This window comes from Pseudomonas sp. P4_C3 (genome assembly GCF_056402075.1).
Genome location: NZ_JBFUIC010000006.1, coordinates 56,633 through 73,113 on the forward strand (window position 1 = coordinate 56,633; position 16,481 = coordinate 73,113).

The window sequence follows — 16,481 nt, forward strand, 5'->3', positions numbered from 1 at the left end:
AGGATCTTCCACACTAAAGGGATGGAGGGCGGCCCCGTGAGTCGCCCGTGCAGCCCTCATGGCCGCATGCGAACGAGCATTCTACCCGGAAACGATGGAGAGGAAAGTGGCGATATTCCACGATGCTGGCACAGCGCTTTGACGGGGCTCACTTAAAATAAGGGCGTTTTGCTCAACTTCAAGCCGTTCAAGGCAGAAGTTAGTTGTTGATTTAATGGGCAAAGCACCCACAAAAGCAATGGGCGGGTGCATCCGGTGCTTTCTGCTACCATGGCGCCTCTGTTACTTCAGGTGTCTGATCATGGCGTTTCGCCCACTTACGGCCAAAGTACCTGCCGTTCTACTACGCGAAGCCAAGCCGCTGAAAGCCATTCTCGGCCACGCTCAACGCCTGGGTCATCTGCAGCGTTTACTCGAAAGCCAATTGCAACCCGCCGCTCGCGAGCATTGCCACGTGGCCTCCTGGCGCGAAGGCAGTTTGTTGCTGATTGTCACCGACGGTCATTGGGCAACCCGCCTGCGCTACCAGCAGAAGCGCCTGCAACGGCAACTGCAACTGTTCGACGAGTTTGCCAATCTGACCCGGATCCTGTTCAAAGTTCAACCGCCGACCGTTCAGCAAGGTGCGGCCGGGCATACCATGGATTTGTCCAACGACGCGGCAGCGACCATCCAGGCCACGGCCGATGGCATCAGCGACCCGAATTTGCGGGCGGCACTGGAGCGGTTGGCAGCGCACGCCAAAGTAAAGGGCTAGAAGAAGGATCAAAGGATCGTCCGAACGCGGCCCGAGCCTTCGGCAGCTCCTACGGGTTGCTCGCAAATTTAAATGTAGGAGCTGCCGAAGGCTGCGATCTTTTGCTTTCAGCGGCGTTTTTTGCTGCCCAGCAACGAGCCCATCAAGCCGCGCACCAACTGTCGCCCAAGCTGATTCGCCGCCTGTCGCATCGCTGATTTCAAGGCCTGACCCGCTGCGGTTCCAAGAAACTCTCCGGCCTGCTCGGTGAAGCTCGGATCCTGTTTGCCCTGCTCCGCTTCGGGTTCAGGTGCCAACCCCTTGCGCCCCATCAGCACCTCATAGGCCGATTCACGGTCAATCGGCTTGTCATAACGCCCCTGCAACGGCGAACCGGCAATCAGCGCCGTGCGCTCGGCGTCGGTCAAAGGCCCGATCCGCGATTGCGGCGGCGCTACCAGCACCCGCTGGACCATCTCCGGCGTGCCTTTTTCCTGCAAGGTRCCGACCAGCGCCTCGCCGATCCCGAGCTCGGTCAGCACCGACAACGTATCGAACGCCGGATTCGGCCGGAAACCTTCGGCCACCGCACGCAGGGACTTCTGCTCCTTGGCGGTGAACGCACGCAGACCGTGCTGGATGCGCAAGCCCAACTGCGCCAGCACATCATCCGGCAGGTCACCCGGCGACTGGGTGACGAAATACACGCCCACGCCTTTCGAACGAATCAGCCGCACCACCTGCTCCAGACGATCGCGCAACGCCTGGGGCGTACCGTTGAACAACAAGTGAGCCTCGTCGAAAAACAGCGCCAGCAACGGTTTGTCGGCATCGCCACGCTCCGGCAACTGCTCGAACAGCTCGGCCAGCAGCCACAGCAGGAACGTCGCGTAGACTTTCGGCGCTTCATGCACCAGACGGCTGGCATCCAGCAAATGAATGCGCCCACGACCGTCCGCAGTGGGCTGGAGGATGTCTTCGAGTTGCAGCGCCGGCTCGCCGAACAGGGCTTCGGCGCCCTGTTGCTCCAGGGTCGCCAGACGCCGCAGCAATGCTTGACTGGAGCCGGTGGTCATCAATGCCGCATCGTCACCCAGCAACTGGGGGTTGTCCCGCAGGTGATTGAGCAGCGCCTTCAGATCCTTGAGATCGAGCAACAACAGGCCTTCGCGGTCCGCCACCTTGAACGCGGCGTACAGCGCCGACTGCTGACTGTCGGTCAGTTCCAGCAGGCTGCCTAGCAGTAGCGGCCCCATTTCACTCAAGGTTGTGCGCAAAGGATGACCGGACTGACCGTGTACGTCCCACAACGTCACCGGATAAGCCTGAGGCTTGTGGTTGAGCCAGGGCATCCCGGCAATCCGCTCGGCGATCTTGCCCTGGGGATTGCCGGCGGCGCCGAGGCCGCACAGGTCACCCTTGATGTCAGCAGCGAACACCGCCACGCCGGCATCGCTGAAGGCTTCGGCCAATCGTTGCAAAGTGACGGTTTTGCCAGTGCCGGTCGCGCCCGCGATCAAACCGTGGCGGTTCGCCAGGCGCATGGCCTGGGCAATCGACTGCCCTTTGAGATCGGCGCCGATAACGAGTTGTAGAGAGTCAGGCATTTGGTCACCCATGATTAATCTTTGGTCCTACACGGCCGATAGAGATAACTGACAAAGCAGTCAGACACGATCTGGTCAGAAATTTCCCTAAGGAGAGTCGGAAAATTCACTTGCTTTCAACCTTGCCCGTTGTGCGCCCCTTCATAAAAGCACGCGCTGGACATTAAGACCTTAGCGGAACCCCAAGCCATGAACAAAAATCTGCGTTTCAGCCATAAAATCCTGCTTGCCGCCGCCCTCATTGTGATTGCCGCCTTCGCCTCGTTCACGCTGTACAACGACTATTTGCAGCGCAACGCCATCCGCGAAAACCTCAACAACTATCTGCAGGAAATGGGCGGAGTGACCGCCAACAATATCCAGACCTGGTTGAACGGGCGCAGCCTGCTGATTGAAAACCTGTCACAAACTGTCGCGCTCAACCCCGATGCGGACAACGTTTCCAGGCTGCTGGTACAAAAAGCCGTGACCTCGACCTTCATGGGCGCCTACCTCGGCAACAAGGATGGCTCTTTCATCATTCGCCCCGACAGCAAGATGCCCGATGGCTATGACCCGCGTGCACGCCCTTGGTACAAGAGCGCGCAAGGCAGCAGCGGTTCGGCATTAACCGAGCCTTATATAGATCTGGCTTCCGGCCAGCTGGTGATTTCCATTGTCGACAGCGTCATCAAGGACGGCCAGAACATCGGCGTGGTCGGTGGCGACCTGAGTTTGCAGGTGATCGCCGACAGCCTTGGCACGCTGGACTTCGACGGCATGGGGTATGCCTTCCTGGTCAGTTCCGACGGCAAGATCCTGGTACATCCCGACAAAGCGCTGGCGATGAAGATGCTCAAGGATGTCTACCCGCAAGACACGCCGGCCATCAGCAGCGCAATGAGCGAAATCCAGGTCGATGGCAAAACCCGCATCGTGACCTTCACCCCGATCAAAGGCTTGTCATCGGTCAACTGGTACATCGGTGTTTCGGTCGACAAGGAAAAAGCCTACTCGATGCTCAGCAAGTTCCGCACCTCGGCGGTCGTTGCGACCGTCATTGCCGTGGCCATCATCATCGCCCTGCTGGGCATGTTGATCCGCATTCTGATTCAGCCATTGCACCTCATGACCCGCGCCATGGCTGATATCGCCGACGGCGAAGGCGACCTGACCAAGCGCCTGACCATCCAGAACAATGACGAATTCGGCACCCTCGGCACTGCGTTCAACCGCTTCGTCGAACGCATTCACGGCTCGATCCGCGAAGTGTCCTCGGCCACCGGGCAAGTCAACGAAGTGGCGTTGCGCGTGGTCGCGGCTTCCAACTCGTCGATGTTCAACTCCGACCAGCAAGCCTCGCGCACCAGCAGCGTCGCAGCCGCCATCAACCAGCTCGGCGCCGCCGCCCAGGAAATTGCCCGCAACGCCGCCCAGGCGTCGAGCCAGGCCAGCGATGCCCGCAGCCTGGCCGAAGATGGTCAACACGTGGTGGACCGCAGCATCGTGGCGATGAATCAACTGTCGAGCATGCTCAGCGCATCGAGCTCCAACATCGAATCGCTGAACAGCAAAACGGTGAACATCGGGCAGATTCTCGAAGTGATCACCAGCATTTCCCAACAGACCAACTTGCTGGCGCTCAACGCCGCGATTGAAGCCGCCCGTGCCGGTGAAGCCGGTCGTGGTTTTGCCGTGGTGGCGGACGAAGTGCGCAACCTGGCACATCGCACGCAGGAATCGGCACAACAGGTGCAAACCATGATCGAGGAGCTGCAGGTCGGCGCCCGGGAATCGGTCAGCACCATGAGYGACAGTCAGCGCCACAGCCAGGACAGCGTGGAAATCGCCAACCTCGCGGGCGAACGCCTGAACAGCGTGACGCTGCGTATCGGTGAAATCGACGGCATGAACCAGTCGGTGGCTACCGCGACCGAGGAACAGACCGCCGTGGTGGAGTCGATCAACGTCGACATCACCGAGATCAACACGCTGAATCAGGAAGGCGTGGAAAACCTGCAATCTACATTGCGCGCGTGCTCGGACCTTGAGCAGCAGGCGGCGCGGTTGAAGCAGTTGGTAGGCAGTTTCCGTATCTAACGTCTGGACTGGCCTCTTCGCTGGCAAGCCAGCTCCTACAGGGTTTAGCGTGAAGCCTGTAGGAGCTGGCTTGTCGGATCGCCGCACCGCAGCGAACGCCTCGTCTCAACCCTCACTGCCCCCACCCGCACAACCCCAACCGAACATCTATCCTTCATATAGGTCAACCAAGGGAGTACCGGGACTGGAGGATCGTTCATCGTGCATATCGCTGACATCACCATGTTCTACGCCCCTGCCAGCGGTGGCGTACGCACTTATCTGGATGCGAAGCACCGTCGTTTGGGCATCAAACCGGGCATTCGCCACAGTTTGTTGATTCCCGGATCTTCTTTTAGCGAACAGGATGGTATTTACACCGTTCCGGCCCCTGCCCTGCCCTTCGGCAAGGGCTATCGCTTCCCTCTGCGCCTCGCGCCCTGGCGCAATGTCTTGCAGGATTTGCAGCCTGACCTGATCGAAGTCGGCGATCCTTATCTCACGGCCTGGGCGGCGCTGGATGCGCGGCGCCAACTCGATGTGCCGGTCATCGGCTTTTATCACTCGGACCTGCCCCTGCTGGTCAGCAACCGCATGGGCCATTGGGTGACCAACAACGTCGAGGCCTATGTCAGCAAGCTCTACGGCAACTTTGACCGCGTACTGGCGCCCAGTCAGGTCATGGCCGACAAGCTCACCGGGCTTGGAGTCAAGAATGTGTTTGTGCAACCGCTCGGCGTCGACCTGCAAACCTTCAATCCCGATGCCAGAGACCCCGGGCTGCGGGCCGAGTTGGGCCTGGACGAAAACACCCGGTTGCTGATCTTCGCCGGGCGCGGCGCCAAGGAAAAAAACCTGCCGGTGCTGCTCGACTGCATGAAACGCCTGGGCCGACGCTATCACCTGCTGCTGGTTGGCTCGTCGATGCCCACGGCCGTGCCGTCCAACGTGACGGTGATCGACGAGTTCTGCCCGGCCGTACAAGTTGCCCGCCTGATGGCCAGTGCCGATGCACTGTTGCACGCCGGCGATCAGGAAACCTTCGGTCTGGTAATTCTGGAGGCCATGGCCAGCGGTATTCCGGTGGTGGCCGTGGCGGCCGGGGCCTTCAAGGAAATCGTCACCGAGGACTGCGGCCGGCTCTGCGCGCCGAACAATCCCGCCGCGATGGCCACCGCCGTTCGAGAACTGCTCGGGTCGGGCAACACAACGCTGGGCAAACAGGCGCGATTGCATGTCGAACGGCATTACGCCTGGGATACGGTGGTCAACAGCTTGTTGCGCCACTACCACGCCGTGCTTGGCAGCCAATGGCCGCTGACAGCCAATGGTTGAGTCCATGAACAGTCCCGCTTTACTGCTGGTACTGCACGACGTGGCACCGCCAACCTGGGCCGATTATCAGCCGTTCGTCAAAGCTGTCGACGCCTTGGGTGGCGTGCCGATCACCTGGCTGGTGGTCCCGGACTTCCACAAACACAACAACCTGGACGCCCATCCGCAATTTCGCCGCCAGCTCAGTACCAGGCTCGCCCGCGGCGACGAACTGGCGCTGCATGGCTACTTCCACTGCGACGACGGGCCGATGGCCAGCAATCCCCGAGACTGGTTCATGCGTCGGGTGTACACCTACGAAGGCGAGTTTTACCGTTTGTCGCAGGAAGCCGCCCTCGCCCGCCTGCGTTCGGGCATCGAGATGTTCCACCGCCATGACTGGCCGCTGGAGGGGTTCGTCGCCCCTGCCTGGCTGATGAGCCAAGGCACTCGCCAGGCATTGCGCCAATTGCCGTTGAGTTACACCAGCGACTCGCAGCACTTGTACCGGCTGCCGGATTTCACCGCATTCGAGGCGCCAGGGCTGGTCTGGAGTGCGCGCAGTGCCTGGCGCCGGGGCCTATCGAAGCTCGTCAGCGACTGCCGTGAACAACGCTGGCAGCAGGCCCCGGTGATTCGCCTGGGCCTGCACCCGGTGGACATGCGCCATGAGCTCTCGCGCCGATATTGGCTACAAACCCTCGAGCGCCTGCTCGACAACGGACGTGTTCCGATGACCAAGGCCCAGTGGCTGGCGCTGCAGAACGACCAACTGGGGTGCATCGCATGAGTCGCGGACTGCTGTTGCTCGTTGGCCTGCTCGCGGCAGTGCTCATTCCATTACTGTTGGGCGGCAGCGAAACCTGGTCCCGGCTGACCGGTTTTCCGCTACCGTGGTTGCTGATCATGTTCGGCATGATCCTGCTGTGCTGGGGCGTGAACACCCTGCGTCTACGCCTGTTGCTGGGGGATCAATGCGACAAGGTCAGCCGGCTCAGGAGCCTCGGTGTGGTGATTGCCGCCGAATTTGCCTATTGCGCCACACCCGGCGGCAGCGGCGGGCCTCTGACGATCATGGCTTTGCTGGCACGTTACGGCGTACGTCCGGCCAAGGGCACTGCGGTGTTTGCCATGGACCAGTTGAGCGACTTGTTGTTTTTCCTTTGTGCCCTGAGCGGGATTCTGATTTACGCCCTGTTCCAACACCTGAGCCAGCGCATGGAATGGATGCTGATGGTCAGCGCCGTTTCGCTGTTCGGCGGTCTGATCAGTTGCGTCATGGTGGCCCGGTATCACCGTTTATTGATTCGCCTGAGCGGCCGATGGCTCGCCCGAGTCAATGTCAAAGCGGCCACGCGAATGCGCTGGGCGCGCAAGCTCCTGCAGTTTTTGGCGGCGTTTACCGACACGCTGAAATTGCCCGTGCAGACCTTGATCAAGGTATTCGCCCTGACCTGCGTGCATTGGCTCCTGCGCTACAGCGTGCTGTACCTGGCGTTGCGCGGGCTCGGCGCGGATTTGCAGTGGGCCTGGACTTTTCTGATCCAGATGCTGGCACTCAGCGCCGGGCAATTCAGCCTTCTGCCGGGCGGAGCCGGGGCGGCGGAGTTGACATCGGCGGCGTTGCTGGCCCCCATGGTCGGGAAGTCCACGGCGGCGGCCGCGATTCTGATTTGGCGGGCGGTGACGTACTACTTCTATTTGCTGGTCGGTGGGCCGGTGTTTTTGCTGATGCTGGGCCGGCCGCTGCTGATGAAATTGATGAAACTCAGGCAGGCTTAGATTTGTCCTCGGGCTCTTGCTGCAACTGCTCCCACAACTGCGCGGCATCAGGAAACTCCGTACCCGTTTCAGGCCCCATGTCATCCGGGTCGTAGCGGCTCAGGCAACCCTCGCCCAGCGTGGCGGGAGCCTTGGATGTGGCTTTGTCCAGTGGATCGGCCATGGTCATGTCCTCGGTGCAGAAACGGCGAAGGGCCTGAAGCGATTGAACGCCCAGACCCTTCGAATTTCAACTGTGCCGCAGGCCTGTCAGAAGACGACGGTTTTGTTGCCGTGCACCAGCACCCGGTCTTCCAGGTGATAACGCAGGCCACGGGCCAGCACCATCTTCTCGACATCGCGGCCGAAACGCACCATGTCTTCGATGCTGTCGCTGTGGCTGACGCGCACCACGTCCTGCTCGATGATCGGGCCGGCATCCAGCTCTTCGGTCACATAGTGGCAGGTCGCGCCGATCAGCTTCACGCCACGCAGGGAGGCCTGGTGATACGGTTTGGCACCGACGAACGACGGCAGGAAGCTGTGGTGAATGTTGATGACCTTGTGCGCGTATTCGCCGCACAACTCCGGCGGCAGGATTTGCATGTAACGGGCAAGCACCACCACTTCGGCATCGTGCTGTTTGACCAGGCGCGAAACCTCGGCGAAGGCCGGCTGCTTGTCCTGCGGATTGACCGGGACGTGGTAGTACGGGATACCGTGCCACTCCACCATGCTGCGCAAGTCATCATGGTTGGAAATCACGCAGGAAATTTCGCAGTCCAGTTCATCGCTGTGCCAGCGGTGCAGCAAATCGGCCAGGCAGTGCGACTCGCGGCTGGCCATCAGGACCACGCGTTTCTTTTGCTCGGTATCGGTGATGCGCCAGTCCATCGAGAACTCTTCGGCGATCGGGGCAAAGGCTTCACGAAACGCTTCGATACCAAATGGCAGGGAGTCGGCACGGATTTCGTGACGCATGAAGAACCAGCCACTGAGATTGTCCGAGTGATGGCTCGCTTCAGTGATCCAGCCGTTGTGTGATGCCAGAAAGTTACTGACTTTGGCAACGATGCCAACACGGTCCGGGCAAGAAATCACCAGACGAAAAGTGCGCATGAGGGGGAAACTCCAGAACTTCGCAAAGGCCGCCATTCTAGCGATTGCGCAGCAAAACTGCAGTATTGTTGACGTTTCGCCCCGCCGGAAGGTCGGTGTGGCAGGATGGATAGCGCAGATGCCGGTTCGCCCGGATGCTCTAGCGGTGCGGGTCATTTGTTAAATTATGTATATCCGGCAGACCTGGACCACACTAATAAACGCATTACAGATGTGCGCCAAAGACACAGCAATTAAATTAAATAAAGTTGGCTTAAATGTTTACTTGATGAAACACCGTGACTATTATTGCCGCACTGTCACCTGCCATCCAGCGCACAACATAAGGTAGTCCACATGTCCTTGATCAACGAATATCGCGCCACCGAAGAAGCTATCAAAGAGCTGCAAGCCCGTTTGAAGAACCTGTCCCAAGACGACAAACTGCAAACCGAGCTGGAAYTCGAAGGCAAACTGCGCACCCTGATGGGTGAATACTCGAAATCCCTGCGCGACATCATCGCGCTGTTGGATCCAGAATCCAAAACCAAGGCACCACGCGGCGGTGCAGTGAAAACTACCGGCACCAAGCGTGCTCGCAAAGTTAAACAATACAAAAACCCGCACAACGGTGAAGTCATCGAAACCAAAGGTGGCAACCACAAGACTCTGAAAGAGTGGAAAGCCAAGTGGGGCGGTGACGTGGTGGAAGGCTGGGCTACCCTGCTGGGCTAAGCTTCAGCGCTTGTCGCAGACGGATCCGTGACAAAAAATAACGCCAGCAAATGCTGGCGTTTTTTATGCCCGGTGTTTTAAGCCCTGGCATGTTCGATTTCAAAGACGCAAACGCTGACGCAATCCCTGGACATAATCCTGCCACTCACTGAGCACCCCCTGCTGAAACGGAGTGGCACTAACGCTCAATTGGGCCGCGGCTTCTACAAAACTTTCAAGGGTATTTGGCGCCCCCCACTCGGGTTCTGACAAACGTTTCTGACAGAATATTCGCCAGCGTTCTTGCTCCTCGGAATTCAACGTGTCGGAAAAGTTACGTGCGCGATATCGAAACAGCAATTCAGGCAAACGTTCGTCATCGAAAGGCCACTGCTCTTGTGCCAATTGCATCGGGTCAACGGTTCTGACTTGCTCACACAATCGCCGATCCCGATCACCGATAAATCCATCATATAACTGTTGCTCCGGATCCTGGCTCTGGGAAAAATCTTCGCGAGCATAGATCGCCAGGACTTTATCCAGCCAAACTTTCCGGGCGTCATTGAGCTGCAACACCCGCTGCTGATACAGCGCCATATCCAGCCCCAGACGCTGCTGATCTTCCTGGCGAAGTACCGACAACGGTGCCACCACCGGGCACTTGTTGATGTGAATCAGCTTCAACGGCACCGGCAACTCACCTTCGGCCAGCTCGTCACGGCGGGTATACAAGCGCTGACGCAAGCTTTCGGCATCCAGATCGAGCAGGCCCTGGGGATCGAGGTGCAGGTCACAGACAATCAGGGCGTTCTTGTTGCGCGGGTGCCAGGCCAGTGGCAACACCACACCCACATAGCTGCGCGCGGCCGAAAATCGCCCGGAAACATGCACCAGCGGTTGCAGCAGGCGTATCTGGTCCATGACTTTTTGCTTGCTGCGCAGTTGAAACAGCCAGTCGTACAACTTTGGCTGTTTTTCCCGTATCAGGCGCGCCAGGGCGATCGTCGCGCGAACGTCCGACAGCGCTTCGTGGGCATTGCCATGGTCGATGCCGTTGGCAGCGGTCAGGCGTTCAAGCTTGAGCGTGACCCGCCCCTCGTCATCGGTCGGCCAGACCATGCCATCGGGGCGCAAGGCATAAGCGGCGCGCACCACATCGATCAGGTCCCAGCGGCTGTTGCCGCCCTGCCACTCCCGCGCATAGGGGTCGAAAAAGTTTCGGTACAGGCTGTAGCGGGTCATCTCGTCGTCGAAACGCAAGGTGTTATACCCCGCGCCACAGGTGCCGGGCGCGGCCAGCTGCGCATGCACCCGGGTCATGAAATCGGCTTCGCTCAAGCCTTGCGCCTGCAGTTGCCCGGGGGTGATTCCGGTGATGGTGCAGGCGGCCGGATGCGGCAGGATGTCGTCACTGGGCTGACAGTAAAGATTGACCGGCGCGTCGATTTCATTGAGATCGAAGTCGGTGCGCAGGCCGGCCATTTGCAACGGACGGTCGCAACGGGGATTGATGCCAGTGGTTTCGTAGTCGTACCAGAAGATGGAGGTCACGGGCGATTCCTGAACTGAAGATCGGCAAAGTCTAGGCGTTCACCTCCTTCCCCGGCCAGTAGTCTTGTCATTCAAGCACCTTGCGCGACTCAGCATGCAATACATAGTTATGTCGTTTCCCCCCGCATAGGCTGCTAGCATCGGATAGACACAGAATCCCGATCCAGGCCACATCATCAGGTTGCCCATGTTCGAGACCACAGCACTGCCAGGGAATGTGCCGCTGTCACCGCCGCTGGATACGCGGTACCAGGTCGAAACGCCGGAGGGCGTCGACCTGCCACTGCGCCCGGCCGGGTTGATGGTCCGTGCGCTGGCCTTCTCCATCGATCTTGGTTTGCGCGGCCTGGTCCTGGGCTTGCTGTTCATTGCACTGGCGATGCTGGGCAAACTGGGTGCCGGGATCGGGTCGATCCTGCTGTTCGTGGTGAGCTGGTGGTACATGGTGCTGTTCGAGGTACTGAACCACGGCCGCTCGCCGGGCAAGCAATGGATGGGGCTGCAGGTGGTGCACGACGATGGCACCCCGGTTGGCTGGTCCGCGTCGCTGCTGCGAAACCTGTTGCGCGTTGTCGACCTGCTGCCCTTCGGTTACTTCCTCGGGGCCATCAGTTGCCTGCAACATCCCCACTTCAAGCGTCTCGGCGATATCGCCGCCGGGACCCTGGTGATCTACCGCGAACAAACGCACGCCCGCCCCGAACTCCCCGAAGCCCAACCCCGCCGCCCGGCCTTTGTCCTGACACTCACCGAGCAAAGGGCCATCATCGGGTTTGCCGAGCGCCAGGGCGAACTCTCCGAAGCGCGGGTCAATGAACTGGCCGCGATCCTCGCCCAACCATTGCAAGTCCAGCCCCCGCAGGCGGTGACCGAACTCAACGGTATCGCCCGCGGCTTTTTGGGGCCGACATGAAGCAAAGCCTTTTTGAAAGCCGGCACAAGGCCGAATGGGAACAGTTCACTCACCTGCTCGAGCAATTGGAGCACGACAGGAAAGCCACCGACGCCGGCAGCTTCCCGAAGGACTACCGACGCCTCTGCCACCACTTGGCACTGGCCCGGGAGCGTGGCTACAGCAGTTTCCTGATCGACTCCCTGCAGCAACAAGTGCTGCGCGGACACCAACAGCTTTACCGTCATCGCAGCCGTTTGGGCGCCAACGTGCTGGCATTCATCCTGGCCGACTTTCCGCGACTGGTGCGCGAACAGTGGCGTTTCGTCCTCGCCGCCAACCTGATGTTCTTTACCAGCCTGGCCGGTTTCGCGCTGCTGGTGTACCTGTACCCGGACCTGGTCTACAACCTGATCCCCGCCGAGCAGGTCAGCGAGATGCAAAGCATGTACGACCCCGTTGCCGGTCACCTCGGGCGCACGGCGGAACGAGCCGCCAGTGAGGACTGGGCGATGTTCGGCTACTACATCATGCACAACATCGGCATTGCCTTTCAGACCTTCACCAGCGGTTTGCTGTTCGGCCTGGGCAGCGTGTTTTTCCTGATTTTCAACGGCCTGATGATCGGTGCGGTGGCCGGGCACCTGACCTATGTCGGCTACGGGCAAACCTTCTGGTCATTCGTGATCGGCCATGGAGCATTCGAACTCAGCGCCATTGCCCTGGCCGGTGCCGCCGGCCTGAAGCTGGGCTGGGCGTTGGTCGCCCCGGGGCGCCTGCCACGCGCCGAGGCCTTGCGATTGGCGGCGCGCAAGAGTGTGCTGCTGGTCTGCGGAGTCATGCTGTTTCTGTTGATCGCAGCGTTTATCGAAGCCTATTGGTCGTCAATGAGCGCCCCTTCACACCAGACCAAGTACCTGGTTGGCGCGGCGCTCTGGTTGCTGGTAGTGGTTTATCTCGTGTTTGCCGGACGTCGCCGCCATGCGCCTGAGTGACGCCACTGTGGTGATTCGCCCGCGCTCGACCTGGGAAGCCTTGGACCTCGGCGTGCTCCAGAGCCAGCGCCACCGACGCCTGTTGATGACCAGTTGGGCCATGGTCACCTTGCCCATTTTCGTGCTGCTCAGTTGGGGATTCTGGGATTCGCCCTCTCTCGCCGTGTTCATTTTCTGGTGGCTGAAGCCGGCGTTCGAACGCCTGCCCTTATACATCCTGTCCCAAGCCATGTTCGGTGAAACGCCCACGCTCAAGCAGGCCCTGCGCCAATGGCCACGCCTGCTCAAACCGCAATTGCTGGCCAGCCTGACCTGGCGACGCCTGAGTTTRCCCCGCAGTTTCGTGATGCCGGTGGTGCAACTCGAAGGGCTCAACGGCCAGCAACGGCAGCAGCGTCTACAGGTGCTGTTGCAGCGGGACGCCGGCACCGCACGCTGGCTGACGATCATCGGCGCGCACCTGGAAGGCGCGTTGTGGATCGGCTTGATGGTGCTGTTCTATCTGCTCCTGCCACAGCAGGTCGCGCTCGACTGGAGCTGGCAGTCGCTGATCTCGGCAGCCACCCACGACTGGCTCTGGCTGGAACACCTGACCAACGCCTTTTATGCACTGGTGCTGGTGGTCTGGGAACCGATCTATGTCGCCTGCGGTTTCAGTCTGTACCTGAACCGGCGCACCGTGCTGGAGGCCTGGGATATCGAACTGGTGTTCCGCCGAATGCGCCAACGCCTCGTCAGTGCAGGCGCTGTCCTGTTGATCGCCGTGATTTTGCAGATGTCGACCACCCACAGCCTATGGGCCGCCGATCCGGCCATCTCACCCGACAGCCCGCGCCTACTGGACCAGCCCCTGACCAGCCAGGCCTCCAGGGACAGCATCAAGTCGATCCTCGAGCAGCCGCCCTTCAAGAACCGGGAAACGGTGACGCGCTACCGCTTTGGCGAAGAGCAACCGAGTGCTGAAGCCGCGGACGATGGCAAGACACTGCAATGGTTGAAGGCGCTGTTGAAGCTGTTCGAGGGGCAACGCTTCGGGGCATTGGCGACCCTGATTGAAATCGTGCTGTGGGGCATCGTCATGGGTGCCGTCGGCCTGTTGATCTGGCGCTATCGCGACTGGTTGCAGGCGTTCGTCAGCCTCCGACCGATCCCCGTCAACAAAGCCACGGGGCTATTACCGCAGCAGGCATTCGGCATGGACCTCAAGCCCGAATCCCTGCCCGCCGACATCGCCGCCCACGCCGAAAGTCTTTGGCAGACTCATCCACGTGAAGCGCTTGGTTTGCTTTATCGTGCCCTGCTCAGCCGTCTGTTGCACGACTTCAACATCGCGCTCAAGTCCGCCGACACTGAAGGCCAAGTGCTTCAGCGTATCGAACTATTACAGCAACCGGCCTTGCTGGCCTATAGCAAAAACCTGACCGGGCACTGGCAAAACATGGCCTACGGTCATCGCCTGCCGCCCGCTCAGGTGCAGCAGGAACTGTGTAACGGCTGGCGCGTTCTGTTCGGCTCGCAGGTTGTCCGTTGAATCGGCGCTGGGGGTCGATAACCGGGGTGTTGATCGCCGTGTTGCTGGCAGCGCTGAGTGTTTATCTGTACCTCAAGGCAACCCCCTACCAGACCGACATCGACCACGGTCCCGCCCCCGAAGCCAGGGCCAACCCATATCTGGCGGCGGAGCTGTTCCTGCGCAAGCAAGGCCTGAGCGTCGACCACGCCAATGGCCTCGACATCCTGCCCAGCCTCGACCCGCATCAACACAGCCTGCTGTTGCTCGCAGAGCGCTACAACATGACCCCACGACAGATCGACCAGGTGCTGAACTGGACCCGGGCCGGCGGGCGGCTTCTGTTCGTCGCCGAAGCGCTGTGGGATGAAAAACGCGGTCATAGCAATGATCTGCTGCTCGATCGGGTGCAACTGCACCAGTCCCTGAGTAAGGACCTCAAGGCAGCGCCACCCAATGTCGGCGCAGATCCGTACCCGGAACTGACCAAGCTCTATCTGGAAAACGAAGACGCCCCGGCCTATGCAGGTTTCGATACCGCGTTCCATCTCGAAGACCCGAAAAACCTCGCCCAGGCCTGGGCCAACAGCGCCGGGGCCACACACATGATGCAGCTCGGTTACGGTCTCGGCTCGATCATCGTGGTCACCGATGCCGACTTGTGGAAAACCCCGGCCATCGACCAGTACGACAATGCCTGGCTGCTCTGGTACCTGACCGCCGACACCCGCGTGACGCTGATCTTCAATACCGATCACGACAGCCTGCCGACCTTGCTGCTGCGTTATTTTCCCCAGGCGCTGGTCGCGTTGTTCGCTTTGATCGGTCTGGGTTTCTGGCACTTCGGTGTGCGTCAGGGGCCATTGCTGGAACCGGCGCCGAAAGCACGCCGGCAACTGCAGGAGCACCTGCGCGCCAGTGCCGACTTCCTGTTGCGTCGCAACGGTCAGGCCGGCCTGCTGCAAGCCTTGCAGCAAGACATCCTGCGGCGCATGCGGCGTCGCCATCCCGGCTTTGAACAACTCGCCGTTGCCGAACAATGGCTAGTGCTCGCGCGCCTGACCGGCCAACCCACACGCGCTATCAGCCAGGCCATGAGCCCGCGACCGAAGCAACGACTTACCAGCGTTGAATTCAGCCGTCAGGTCGCCCATCTGCAATCCTTGAGGAACGCCCTATGAGTCAACCGATCGAGCCCGACGCAGCGAGTCATGCCACTCAACAACGTCAGCGTGCCAGCCACCTGGCCCAGGCCGTACGCCATGAGTTGCAAAAAGCCTTGATCGGCCAGGACAGCGTGATCGACGACGTCCTGACGGCGCTGATCGCCGGCGGCCATGTGCTGCTCGAAGGCGTACCGGGCTTGGGCAAGACCCTGTTGGTGCGCGCCCTCGCCCGCTGCTTCGGCGGTGAGTTTGCGCGCATCCAGTTCACCCCGGACCTGATGCCCAGCGACGTCACCGGGCATGCCGTGTATGACTTGCAGACCGAGCAATTCAAACTGCGCAAGGGCCCGTTGTTCACCAACCTGCTACTGGCCGACGAGATCAACCGCGCCCCGGCGAAAACCCAGGCAGCGCTGCTCGAAGCCATGCAGGAGCGGCAAGTCACCCTCGAAGGTCGTGCTCTGCCCATCGCGCAACCGTTCATGGTGCTTGCCACGCAAAACCCTATCGAACAGGAAGGCACTTACCCGTTGCCGGAGGCCGAACTGGATCGCTTCATGCTCAAGGTGCGCATGGATTACCCCGACGCCGGACAAGAGTTGAACATGGTCCGTCAGGTCAGCCGCTCGACCCGGGCCGACATGCTCGATGTCCAACCGATGCGCACGTTGTTGCAGGCCAAGGATGTACTGGCCCTGCAACGCATCGCCAGCGACCTGCCGCTGGACGATCAGGTGCTCGATTACGCCGTGCGCCTGGCCCGCTCCACCCGCAACTGGCCCGGCCTGATCCTCGGCGCCGGGCCTCGGGCGTCCATTGCACTGGTGCGATGTGCTAGGGCGCGCGCCTTGTTGCGCGGTGGCGAGTTCGTGATTCCGGATGACATAAAGGGCTGCGCGCTGGCGGTGCTGCGCCATCGCGTACGCATCGCGCCGGAGCTGGATATCGAAGGGCTGGATGTAGATCACGTGCTGCGGCAACTGCTCGACCAAGTACCGGCGCCACGGGTTTGAACGTCGTGGTCCGGATAAAAGATCGCAGCCTTCGGCAGCKCCTACGTCGAAGGTGTGCACCTGTAG

15 protein-coding genes and 1 pseudogene are annotated in these 16,481 nt (G+C 60.5%); 12 read left to right on the forward strand and 4 right to left on the reverse strand.

Going from position 1 to position 16,481, the window contains the following annotated elements; translation table 11 throughout:
- Nucleotides 1-301: 301 nt before the first annotated feature.
- The gene (locus AC1DVH_RS02860) at nt 302-757 is read left to right on the forward strand and encodes a DUF721 domain-containing protein (protein ID WP_477752539.1); all 456 of its coding nucleotides are present in this window, start codon (nt 302-304) and stop codon (nt 755-757) included.
- 107 nt (nt 758-864) lie between these two features.
- Here the strand turns inward: AC1DVH_RS02860 and AC1DVH_RS02865 are convergent, their stop codons facing one another.
- On the reverse strand, nt 865-2,343 hold the full coding sequence (locus AC1DVH_RS02865) for a helicase HerA-like domain-containing protein (protein ID WP_477752540.1): 1,479 nt from the start codon (nt 2,341-2,343) through the stop codon (nt 865-867).
- Nucleotides 2,344-2,532: 189 nt separating this feature from the next.
- Here AC1DVH_RS02865 and AC1DVH_RS02870 point away from each other — a divergent pair.
- From AC1DVH_RS02870 to AC1DVH_RS02890, 5 genes and pseudogenes are all read left to right on the forward strand, one after another.
- Nucleotides 2,533-3,564, forward strand: a pseudogene (locus tag AC1DVH_RS02870) (HAMP domain-containing protein); the annotation flags it as partial.
- A 93-nt stretch (nt 3,565-3,657) separates the two neighbouring features.
- Nucleotides 3,658-4,422: a methyl-accepting chemotaxis protein gene (locus AC1DVH_RS02875; RefSeq protein ID WP_477752566.1), complete on the forward strand. Its 765-nt coding sequence runs from the start codon at nt 3,658-3,660 to the stop codon at nt 4,420-4,422.
- A gap of 201 nt (nt 4,423-4,623) precedes the next feature.
- Nucleotides 4,624-5,736, forward strand: coding sequence for a glycosyltransferase family 4 protein (locus tag AC1DVH_RS02880; RefSeq protein WP_477752541.1), 1,113 nt, complete (start codon nt 4,624-4,626; stop codon nt 5,734-5,736).
- Entirely contained in the window at nt 5,729-6,505 is a 777-nt protein-coding gene (locus AC1DVH_RS02885; RefSeq protein WP_477752542.1) for a DUF2334 domain-containing protein, read from the forward strand. Before AC1DVH_RS02880 ends, AC1DVH_RS02885 begins: the two co-directional genes overlap by 8 nt.
- Entirely contained in the window at nt 6,502-7,497 is a 996-nt protein-coding gene (locus AC1DVH_RS02890) for a lysylphosphatidylglycerol synthase transmembrane domain-containing protein (protein ID WP_477752543.1), read from the forward strand. The genes AC1DVH_RS02885 and AC1DVH_RS02890 overlap by 4 nt, the downstream gene beginning before the upstream one ends.
- Here AC1DVH_RS02890 and AC1DVH_RS02895 read toward each other — a convergent pair.
- Together AC1DVH_RS02895 and purU are read right to left on the reverse strand one after the other, a co-directional pair.
- Complete coding sequence (locus AC1DVH_RS02895) at nt 7,484-7,660, reverse strand: hypothetical protein (protein WP_477752544.1); 177 nt, start codon at nt 7,658-7,660, stop codon at nt 7,484-7,486. The genes AC1DVH_RS02890 and AC1DVH_RS02895 overlap by 14 nt on opposite strands.
- Nucleotides 7,661-7,746: 86 nt before the next feature.
- Nucleotides 7,747-8,595 (reverse strand): formyltetrahydrofolate deformylase, encoded by an 849-nt coding sequence (gene purU, locus AC1DVH_RS02900; protein WP_347908668.1) that lies wholly within the window; start codon nt 8,593-8,595, stop codon nt 7,747-7,749.
- 336 nt (nt 8,596-8,931) lie between these two features.
- Here purU and mvaT point away from each other — a divergent pair, with 336 nt between their 5' ends.
- Nucleotides 8,932-9,309: a histone-like nucleoid-structuring protein MvaT gene (gene mvaT, locus AC1DVH_RS02905; protein ID WP_477752545.1), complete on the forward strand. Its 378-nt coding sequence runs from the start codon at nt 8,932-8,934 to the stop codon at nt 9,307-9,309.
- Between the two features lie 99 nt (nt 9,310-9,408).
- Here mvaT and sbcB read toward each other — a convergent pair whose 3' ends face one another.
- On the reverse strand, nt 9,409-10,839 hold the full coding sequence (sbcB, locus tag AC1DVH_RS02910) for an exodeoxyribonuclease I (RefSeq protein ID WP_477752546.1): 1,431 nt from the start codon (nt 10,837-10,839) through the stop codon (nt 9,409-9,411).
- Nucleotides 10,840-11,026: 187 nt separating this feature from the next.
- Between sbcB and AC1DVH_RS02915 the strand changes: the two genes are divergently transcribed.
- Genes AC1DVH_RS02915 through AC1DVH_RS02935 form a run of 5 tightly spaced genes read left to right on the forward strand, consistent with a single transcriptional unit; the run spans nt 11,027 to nt 16,415 of the window.
- Nucleotides 11,027-11,752 (forward strand): RDD family protein, encoded by a 726-nt coding sequence (locus AC1DVH_RS02915; RefSeq protein ID WP_477752547.1) that lies wholly within the window; start codon nt 11,027-11,029, stop codon nt 11,750-11,752.
- Nucleotides 11,749-12,726 (forward strand): stage II sporulation protein M, encoded by a 978-nt coding sequence (locus AC1DVH_RS02920; RefSeq protein WP_477752548.1) that lies wholly within the window; start codon nt 11,749-11,751, stop codon nt 12,724-12,726. Before AC1DVH_RS02915 ends, AC1DVH_RS02920 begins: the two co-directional genes overlap by 4 nt.
- Nucleotides 12,713-14,257 carry a DUF4129 domain-containing protein gene (locus AC1DVH_RS02925; RefSeq protein ID WP_477752549.1) on the forward strand — a complete coding sequence of 515 codons (1,545 nt, stop codon included), beginning with the start codon at nt 12,713-12,715 and terminating at the stop codon, nt 14,255-14,257. Before AC1DVH_RS02920 ends, AC1DVH_RS02925 begins: the two co-directional genes overlap by 14 nt.
- Nucleotides 14,254-15,417 (forward strand): DUF4350 domain-containing protein, encoded by a 1,164-nt coding sequence (locus tag AC1DVH_RS02930; RefSeq protein ID WP_477752550.1) that lies wholly within the window; start codon nt 14,254-14,256, stop codon nt 15,415-15,417. The genes AC1DVH_RS02925 and AC1DVH_RS02930 overlap by 4 nt, the downstream gene beginning before the upstream one ends.
- Nucleotides 15,414-16,415 carry an AAA family ATPase gene (locus AC1DVH_RS02935; RefSeq protein WP_477752551.1) on the forward strand — a complete coding sequence of 334 codons (1,002 nt, stop codon included), beginning with the start codon at nt 15,414-15,416 and terminating at the stop codon, nt 16,413-16,415. The genes AC1DVH_RS02930 and AC1DVH_RS02935 overlap by 4 nt, the downstream gene beginning before the upstream one ends.
- The last annotated feature ends 66 nt before the right edge of the window (nt 16,416-16,481 follow it).